The 2,005-nt window shown below is 74.2% G+C and carries 4 protein-coding genes and 1 pseudogene; 1 reads left to right on the top strand and 4 read right to left on the bottom strand.

The window, feature by feature from the left end:
• Together B4M60_RS03605 and B4M60_RS03600 are read right to left on the bottom strand one after the other, a co-directional pair.
• Positions 1-252: pseudogene (locus B4M60_RS03605) on the bottom strand (hypothetical protein); the annotation flags it as partial.
• A 182-nt stretch (positions 253-434) separates the two neighbouring features.
• A complete protein-coding gene (locus B4M60_RS03600) occupies positions 435-764 on the bottom strand; it encodes a DUF4229 domain-containing protein (RefSeq protein ID WP_291080362.1) in 330 nt (109 codons plus the stop codon).
• A gap of 39 nt (positions 765-803) precedes the next feature.
• On the opposite strand from B4M60_RS03600, the gene B4M60_RS03595 reads away from it, so the two are divergent.
• On the top strand, positions 804-965 hold the full coding sequence (locus tag B4M60_RS03595; protein ID WP_291080361.1) for a hypothetical protein: 162 nt from the start codon (positions 804-806) through the stop codon (positions 963-965).
• Between the two features lie 44 nt (positions 966-1,009).
• Here B4M60_RS03595 and B4M60_RS03590 read toward each other — a convergent pair whose 3' ends face one another.
• Together B4M60_RS03590 and B4M60_RS03585 are read right to left on the bottom strand one after the other, a co-directional pair.
• Entirely contained in the window at positions 1,010-1,534 is a 525-nt protein-coding gene (locus tag B4M60_RS03590) for a protein-tyrosine-phosphatase (protein ID WP_291080359.1), read from the bottom strand.
• Positions 1,535-1,576: 42 nt separating this feature from the next.
• Positions 1,577-2,005: enoyl-CoA hydratase-related protein (locus B4M60_RS03585; RefSeq protein WP_291080357.1), on the bottom strand; the 429-nt coding region annotated here is incomplete at its 5' end.

The raw sequence follows: 2,005 nt of genomic DNA, 5'->3' as shown, positions 1-2,005 counted from the left end.
CCGCGAACCCGGCACCGGCGAGCCGACCCCGGAGTCCCCCGACACCCCGGCGTCCCCGACCGAGGGGGCGCCCACCACCTCGCCCTCGGCGACCCCACCGGGCGAGACCGGCCCCGCCACCCCCGGCCAGACCGGCCCCACCACCCCCGGCCAGCCGGGTCCGACGTCACCGGGCGGGACCGACCCGTCCACGACGGGGTCGACCGAGCAGACTCCGACCGCCGTCCCGAACGTCACGGTCCCGACCGTCACGGTCCCGACCGTCACCGAGGCCCCGGGGGCCCGGCCGGCCCCGACCCCCTCGTCGCTCGGGTCCGTCGACCCGCTCGGGTCGGGAGCACAGGCCCCGGCCCGCTCACAGGGGTTCGCCCCCCTGCCGTGGTTCGTCGGCCCGATCGCCCGGGCCGACTAGACCGCCGGGGCGGCCGGACGCCTCAGGCCTCGCCCATCCGACGGTGCAGGTCCTCGCGCTTCTCGCGCCGCCCGGCGTCCACCGCCGCGATGTCGGAGTTGATCTCCGCGCGCATCCGGGTGAACAGGACCATGGAGAGCGGCAGCGCGATCACCACCGCGATGATCGCGGCGACGATCACCGGGACCTCCACGCCGGCGAGCAACCCGATGCCGATGATGAGCAGGGTCAGTCCCAGGACCAGGAGCAGTCGCAGAATCGTGTAGAAGGCCATGTTCCGGGCCAGCCGGCCGCCCGGCCTGGGGCCGGCCGGGGCCTGCGTGGGGATCGTTGACTCGTCGTGCTCGCTCATGACCCCAAGGATACGTATCGTGGTGGGAAGGAGGTTCGAGTGATCTGGCTGTTCGCACTCATCGGGGCGGTGACCGTGGGGATCCTGCTGTGGCGGGCCTTCGGCCCCGGGTCACGCCCGGCTCCGCCGCGGGTGATCGCGCCCGACGACGACCCCGACTTCCTCCGCGACCTCGACCGGAGGAAGCCGCTGGATCCGTAGCCGCCCGGGGCGGTGTGCCCGCGTCGGCGGGCGCGTCGGCGCCGTCAGGTGCGTGCGAGGAGCCGGACGATCGAGTCCACCGCGGCGCTGATCCGGGCGCCGGTCCGGTCGAACACCTCGGGGTCCCGGCCGATGGGATCCTCCACGTCCAGCGACGGGTCCTCGGGATCGATGCCCAGCCGGGCCCTCGGCAGCCCCGCCAGGGTCAGCGACGCGTCGGCGTCGGCCAGTCGCGCCGCCTCGAGCAGCGTGTAGGTCCTCTTCCACAACAGCGGCGCGAGTTCCTGCACGGCGTCGCGGTGGGCGCGGGTGGCGGTGAGGACCAGGTCGTGGCCGGCGAGCAGCCGCGGCGTGAGGAGCCGGGACGCGAAGCCGTCGGCGCTGCCGCCGTAGCCCTCGAGCACCCGCAGGGTCTCGCGGTGAATCCGCACCCCGTTGGCGGCCCGGGTCCCGGCGGAGTCCACCGTCACCTCGATCCCGGCCTCGGCCGCGCGCGCCGCGAGCAACCGTTCCGCCAGCGGCGAGCGACACATGTTGCCGGTACAGACCGTCATCACCGCGAGCGCCATCCCGCCGATCCTAGTGTGCGGCGATCCCGGCGGGCCCGCCGCTCACTTACCCTGCCACTGCGGGGCGCGCTTCTCGAGAAACGCCGTCATCCCCTCCTGCGCGTCGCAGGTCACCGCGTTGGTGGCCATGGTCTCGGCCATCTCGCGGTAGGCCGCGTCCTGCGGGAGGTCGATCTGCCGGTAGAAGGCCTGCTTACCGATCTCCAGGGTGAGGGGGCTGGCGTCGGCGATCCGGGCGGCCAGCTCGTCCACGCGCGCGCGGAGCCGGTCCGCGGGCACGGCCTCGTTGACCAGCCCCCACTCCACGGCGGTGGCCGCGTCGATCGTCTCGCCGGTCAGCAGCATCTGCAGCGCTCGCTTGCGGCCGATGGAGCGCGAGACGGCGACCATCGGGGTGGAACAGAAGAGGCCGATCTTGACCCCCGGGGTGCCGAAGCGCGCGGAGTCGACGGCCACCGCGAGGTCGCAGGT

Origin of the sequence: Dietzia sp. UBA5065 (assembly GCA_002415925.1) — a bacterium.
Lineage (GTDB): Bacteria > Actinomycetota > Actinomycetes > Mycobacteriales > Mycobacteriaceae > Dietzia.
The sequence above is the reverse complement of the archived record's forward strand: the minus strand, read 5'-3'. Positions and strand labels throughout refer to the sequence as shown.